The 6027-nt window shown below is 73.7% G+C and carries 6 protein-coding genes and 1 pseudogene; 5 read left to right on the top strand and 2 right to left on the bottom strand.

Features of this window, described 5'->3' with window-relative positions:
- Positions 1-578 (top strand): annotated as a pseudogene (locus tag D8M29_RS07510) (homoserine O-acetyltransferase); the annotation flags it as partial.
- 75 nt (positions 579-653) lie between these two features.
- Here the strand turns inward: D8M29_RS07510 and D8M29_RS07505 are convergent.
- The gene (locus D8M29_RS07505) at positions 654-1547 is read right to left on the bottom strand and encodes an SGNH/GDSL hydrolase family protein (RefSeq protein WP_036317586.1); all 894 of its coding nucleotides are present in this window, start codon (positions 1545-1547) and stop codon (positions 654-656) included.
- An 80-nt stretch (positions 1548-1627) separates the two neighbouring features.
- Here D8M29_RS07505 and D8M29_RS07500 point away from each other — a divergent pair, with 80 nt between their 5' ends.
- Positions 1628-2320, top strand: a complete 693-nt coding sequence (locus tag D8M29_RS07500) for an alpha/beta hydrolase (protein ID WP_036317587.1) — start codon at positions 1628-1630, stop codon at positions 2318-2320.
- Between the two features lie 52 nt (positions 2321-2372).
- Here the strand turns inward: D8M29_RS07500 and D8M29_RS07495 are convergent, their stop codons facing one another.
- Positions 2373-2615: an RNA-binding S4 domain-containing protein gene (locus D8M29_RS07495; protein ID WP_036317588.1), complete on the bottom strand. Its 243-nt coding sequence runs from the start codon at positions 2613-2615 to the stop codon at positions 2373-2375.
- A gap of 141 nt (positions 2616-2756) precedes the next feature.
- On the opposite strand from D8M29_RS07495, the gene D8M29_RS07490 reads away from it, so the two are divergent.
- The 3 genes from D8M29_RS07490 to D8M29_RS07480 are packed head-to-tail and all read left to right on the top strand — an operon-like array spanning position 2757 to position 5904.
- Positions 2757-4139, top strand: coding sequence for a glycine--tRNA ligase (locus tag D8M29_RS07490; RefSeq protein ID WP_127435423.1), 1383 nt, complete (start codon positions 2757-2759; stop codon positions 4137-4139).
- Positions 4136-5272: a GNAT family N-acetyltransferase gene (locus D8M29_RS07485; RefSeq protein WP_127445879.1), complete on the top strand. Its 1137-nt coding sequence runs from the start codon at positions 4136-4138 to the stop codon at positions 5270-5272. Before D8M29_RS07490 ends, D8M29_RS07485 begins: the two co-directional genes overlap by 4 nt.
- Positions 5269-5904 (top strand): cation transporter, encoded by a 636-nt coding sequence (locus D8M29_RS07480; protein ID WP_041103529.1) that lies wholly within the window; start codon positions 5269-5271, stop codon positions 5902-5904. Before D8M29_RS07485 ends, D8M29_RS07480 begins: the two co-directional genes overlap by 4 nt.
- Positions 5905-6027 lie beyond the last annotated feature (123 nt).

Raw genomic sequence — 6027 nt, 5'->3', positions numbered from 1 at the left:
TAGTCGCCGACCAGATCGCGTGGGGCCAGGCGCAGACCGCGGCCATCCGCCTCGACCCGGACTTCCAGGGCGGCGACTACTACCCCGGCCCCGGCCCCGTGGCCGGCCTGGGCATCGCCCGGCGCATCGCCCACACCACCTACCGCACGGCGGGCGAGCTCGGCCAGCGGTTCGGCCGGGAACCGCAGGGCGTCGAGGACCCGTTCGGCGCCGTCGTCGGGGTGCCGGGCGGGCGCGGGCGCTACGCCGTGGAGTCCTACCTGGACCACCAGGCGGCCAAGCTCGCCGACCGGTTCGACGCGAACTCCTACCTCGTGGTCACCGAGGCCCTCATGGGCCACGATGTCGGGCGCGGGCGCGGCGGCGTGGCGGCGGCGCTCGCGGACTACCGGGGCCGGGCGTTCGTGGCCGCCGTCGACTCGGACCGGCTCTACCTGCCGGCCGAGTCCGAGGCGCTCGCGGCGGCGCTGCCCGCGCGGCCGCCGGTGCACACGATCGCCTCGCCCATCGGCCACGACGGCTTCCTCACCGAATACGGCCAGGTGGCCGACACGCTGAAGCGCACCCTCGCCCTCTGAACTTTCGTTCGGGAAACGGCGGCGTGTCGCGGCACTGTCGTTCGAGAAACGGCCACCGGTCCCCGCCGGCCGGGCTCAGGGCTCGACGATGTCCAGCGGCTCGGTGTGGTCCGAGCCCTGCGGCATCGGCGCGCCGAAGAGCGGCTCGGGGACGGGGCGCTTGGCCGTGACGCCGTCGCCCGAGGAGACGCCGCGGAGGCGGCGGACCACCCACGGCGCCAGGTGCGTGCGCACCCATGCGGCGTCCGACGCGCGGGCCGCGCGCCACGCGCGCGGCGCCGGCGGGGCCAGGCGCAGGTGCTCGAGGCCGTGCTCCACGCCGAGGGTGTCCAGCACCATCGCGGCGATCGTGTGGTGGCCGAGCGCGGAGAAGTGCAGGCGGTCCTCGGCCCACATCTCCCGCCGGGCGAGGTCCTTGAGCGACCACATGTCCGGCACCAGCGCGTCGTGCCGCAGGGCGATGGTGCGCACGTTCTCGTTGTAGATCGCCACGGTGCCGCGGATGCGGCCGATGACGGGCGTGCCCTTCACGTCGGTCGCGTTGAACAGCAGCACGGTGGCGCCGTCGGAGGCCAGGCGTTCGACGACGGCGTCCAGCCGGACCGCGATCTCGTCCGGGTCCGCGCCGCGCAGGATGTCGTTGCCGCCCGCACACACGCTGATGAGGTCCGGCCGCAGGGCGAGCGCCGGCTCCACCTGGTCCTCGGCGATCTGGTCCAGCAGCTTCCCGCGGACCGCCAGGTTGGCGTAGGCCAGGTCCTCGCCGGGCGGCGTCAGGCGGGAGAGCTCCTCGGCCAGGCGGTCGGCCCAGCCGCGGTGGTAGCCGGGACGGTCCGGGTCCGGGTCGCCGATGCCCTCGGAGAACGAGTCCCCGATGGCGACGTAGCGGCGCCAGGGATGGGCGGCGGGGTCGTCGACCGGGGTCGCGTCGGAGGCGTGCGGAGGCTGAGAGGAGGATGGGTTACCCACGGGTAGGATTCTGCCCGCGTCGCGCGGGAGGGGTCAACCTCCGGGAGGGGCCGACCGCGCCGCTCGCTAGGCTGGCGGACGTGAACGCGAACCCCACCCCCGCCGTCGAGCCCGTCGTCCGCTGGTCCCGCCCCGAGGGCGAGCGCACCGAGGACCTGCTGATCGTCCTGCACGGCTACGGCGCGAACGAGGACGACCTGTTCGGCCTCGTCCCGCACCTGCCCGAGCACGTCACGGTGGCCGCCGTGCGCGCGCCCCTGCCCCTGCAGCCGGGCTCCCACGCCTGGTTCCCGCTCTCCCAGGACCCGGTCACGGGGGAGCTGGGCTCCACCGCCGAGCCGGTCCGCGAGGCCGTCAAGGCCCTGCACGCCTGGGTGCGGGCCGTGCGCGGGGACTTCCGCACCGTCTCCCTGCTCGGCTTCTCACAGGGCATGGCCATGGCCACGTCGCTGCTGCGCCTGGACCCGGAGGCCTACGCGTGCACCGTGGCGCTGTCCGGCTTCGTGGTGGACCCGGAGCTCACCGAGCCGCGGCTGCGCGAGCTGTTCACCCGCGACGACGACGTCGCCCGCGTCCGACCGAAGGTCTTCTGGGGCCGCGGCCAGGAGGACCCGATCATCTCCGAGCCCCGGGTCGAGGAGACCCATGCCTGGCTGAACGCCCACGTGGACCTCATGAAGATCGTCTATGCCGGGCTCGGCCACGCGATCAACGAGCAGGAGCTGGGCCACGTGAAGGAGTACCTCGCCCACATGGTGCCGCCCCGCGGCTGACGCACCGGACCCGCACGACGACGGCGCCGCGGCCGCCCGACGGGGCGTCGGCTCAGGCCTGCCCGGCCTGGACGACGAACGCCTCGCCGGCGAACTCCACGACGTCCCCGTCGTGCAGCTGGGCGCCGCGGCGCGTCTCCACCGCGCCGTTGACGGTGACGAGCCCGTCGGTGACGACGTCGCGGGCCATGGCCCCGTCCTCCACGAGGGAGGCGAGCTTGAGCGCCTGGCCGAGGCGGATGGACTCGTCACGGATGGGCAGGGGCTGGGCGTCGGGTGCGTTCGTCTCGGTCATGGTGTCCATCATGGCCGGTAGGCTGGACGGGATCGACCGGCGCGCCGCGCCGGAACGGGCCCGCCGCGTCGGAGGCGGCCGGGTGCCGTCGTCGTCGTGATCCCCTCCCGCCCCGCCGATGAGTACGGAAGTGATGCCCCCATGGCTGCCAAGTCCCCGCTGGACAACGTCATCAACCTCGCCAAGCGCCGAGGCTTCGTGTTCCAGGCCGGTGAGATCTACGGCGGTTCGCGCTCCGCGTGGGACTACGGGCCCCTGGGCGTGGAGCTGAAGGAGAACATCAAGGCGGAATGGTGGAAGACCTTCGTGCGCTCCCGTGAGGACATGGTGGGCCTGGACTCCTCCATCATCCTGCCGCGCGCGGTGTGGGAGGCCTCCGGCCACGTCGAGACCTTCACCGACCCGCTCGTGGAGTGCACCCAGTGCCACAGGCGCCACCGCCAGGACCACCTGCTCGAGGCGTTCGAGGCCAAGAAGGGCCGGCCGGCCGAGGGCATGACCGAGATCGTGTGCCCGGACTGCGGAACCCAGGGCGCCTGGACCGAGCCGCAGCTGTTCTCGGGCCTGGTCAAGACCTACCTCGGCCCCGTGGACAACGAGGAGGGCCTGCACTACATGCGCCCGGAGACGGCGCAGGGCATCTTCGTGAACTTCCTCAACGTGCTGGGCGCGGCCCGGAAGAAGCCGCCGTTCGGCATCGGCCAGATCGGCAAGGCGTTCCGCAACGAGATCACCCCGGGCAACTTCATCTTCCGCACCCGCGAGTTCGAGCAGATGGAGATCGAGTACTTCGTGCCGCCGGCCGAGGCGAAGCAGCACTTCGACCGCTGGGTCGAGGACTGCTGGGACTGGTTCATCGACCTCGGCATCGACCCCGCGCACCTGCGCCGCCTCGACGTGCCCGCGGAGGACCGTGCGCACTATTCGGACGGCACCATCGACCTCGAGTACGACTTCGGCTTCACCGGCGGCGACGGCTGGGGCGAGCTGATGGGCATCGCGAACCGCACCGACTACGACCTGGGCCAGCACACGACGCACTCCGGCACGAAGATGCAGTACTTCGACCAGGCCAACAACGAGCACTACACCCCGTACGTGATCGAGCCGTCCTTCGGCCTGACCCGCGCCATGATGGCGTTCCTCGTGGACGCCTACGCCGAGGACGAGGCCCCGAACGCCAAGGGCGGCGTGGACGTGCGCACCGTGCTCAAGCTGGACCCGCGCCTGGCCCCGGTCAAGGCCGCCGTGCTCCCGCTGTCGAAGAAGCCCGAGCTGCAGCCGGCCACCCAGTCCCTCGCGGCGGAGCTGCGCGGCCTGTGGAACATCGAGACGGACGACTCCGGCGCGATCGGCCGTCGCTACCGCCGCCAGGACGAGATCGGCACCCCGTTCTGCATCACCGTCGACTTCGACACCCTCGAGGACCAGGCCGTGACCATCCGCGAGCGGGACACCATGGCCCAGGAGCGCGTGGCGCTGTCCCAGGTGAAGTCCTACCTGCTGGAGCGCCTGGTCAAGTGAGCGGGGACGTGACGGGAGCGGCCGGGGCCGCGGGACACGACGACGGCGGCGCGCTGTTCGACTCCGCCGCGGTCGCCGGCGGGGAGATCGTGCTGCGTCCCTGGCGGCCCGGGGACGACCTGGCCCTGCTCGAGGTGTGGGGTGACCCGGCCAACGCGCAGCAGCACCAGGACCGGGCGATGCTCGCCGAGGACGCGGAACGGCCCTGGCGCCGCGCGCTCGTGGCCGAGGCCGCCGGCGTGCCGGTGGCGGCCGGCGTCGTCTATGCCTCGGCCGTGCACCCGCGGCGGCTGTGGCTGTACGTCGAGACCGCGGCTGCCGAGCGGCGCCGGGGCATCGGCCGGGCGCTCGTGGCGGCCCTGCGGGGGCTCGCCGCGGAGGCGCACGCCGCCGGCGCCATCCCGACGACGGCTCTGAAGGCTCGGTTCGCCAAGGACGCCCTGGTGCCCGGAGTGGCCGGCGCCGACCCGCAGACCGAGGCCGACGGTGCGACGGGCCGCCCGCCCGTGGACACGGAGGCCGTGCGGTCCCAGACCGCCGCACTGGCCGCCGGCACCGAGGCGTTCCTCGTGGCCCAGGGCTTCACCCCCGTGCAGCGCTCCCGCCGCGTCGCGATCGCCCCGGGGGCCATCGGCCTGCCGGATGTGCGCGGGGAGGAGCACCCGGACGGCGTGGTCCTCGAGGAGGCCTCGACCGGCTCCGTCGAGCTGACGCAGGCGGTCGCCGCGTTCTATGACGCCGTGCACGCGTGGGACCCGTCGACCCTGAGCGTCGGGGCCGCCCAGCAGCTGCTGCTGGGCCCGGCCACCGGGGCCGCGGGCGCCGTCGTGCTCCGCGACGCGCCGAAGGCCGAGGGCGGGCGCATCCGCGCGTTCGCGGTGTCCTACACCCCGGAGCGCCAGGACGCGCCGGCCGATGTGCTCGTGGGCTGGGATCCGGAGCTGGGGGAGGAGGACGCGCTGCAGGCCGTGGCCGACCTGCTCGCCCTGCTCGTGGCCCAGTACCCCGTGCAGATCGAGGTGGACGAGGCGATGGCCCCGCTGGAGCGGATCGTGGACGGGCTCATCGGCGGCAACGCGGCGCGGACGCTGGTGGACACGTACGTGTTCGTGGACGACGCGCCGGGCGCGTGAACCGGGCGGCCGTAGCGGACCGCCGGCGCACCCGCACCCTGCGGGGCACCGTCCTGGCGGTGGCCCTGCTCAACGGCGCCTACCTGGTGGTCGAGATCATCCTGGCGGTGGGGATCGGCTCGGTGGCCCTCGTGGCGGACTCCGTCGACTTCTTCGAGGACTTCGCCGTCAACCTGCTGATCTTCGTGGCGCTCGGGTGGACGGCGGCCCGGCAGGCGGTCATCGGCAAGGTCATGGCCGGGATCATCGTGCTGCCGGCCGTGGCGGCGCTCGTCATGGCGGCCACGAAGATCGGCGACCCCGAGCCGCCGGCCGCGGGCGTGCTGCTGGGGGCGGCCGTCGGCTCGCTCCTCGTGAACATCGTGTGCGTGGTCCTGCTGGCCCGCGTCCGCGTCGACGGCGGCTCCCTCACCCGGGCGGCCTGGCTCGCGGCGCGCAACGACCTCGTGGCCGGCGTCGTGCTGATCGCCCTGTCCGGGATCACGGTGCTGACGGCGTCGGGCTGGGCGGACATCATCGTGGGCGTGCTTCTCGTGCTGCTCAACGGCTCCGCCGCCAAGGAGATCTGGGAGGCCGCGACCGAGGAGCACCTGGCGGCCCAGGCCCTCGCCGGCGAGGTCGACGACGACTGAGCGGTTCCTACGGGGCGGCGGGCAGCCGGGCGGCGAGCACCGCCCCGACGGCGGCCAGGCCCAGGAACACCGTCAGCGCCGGTGCAAGACCGACGGCGCCGGCCAGCGCCCCGACCGCCGGGA

The sequence above is a fragment of the Micrococcus sp. HSID17227 genome, from assembly GCF_003989405.1.
Lineage (GTDB): Bacteria > Actinomycetota > Actinomycetes > Actinomycetales > Micrococcaceae > Micrococcus > Micrococcus luteus.
This window is presented reverse-complemented; position numbering and strand designations above follow the sequence as displayed.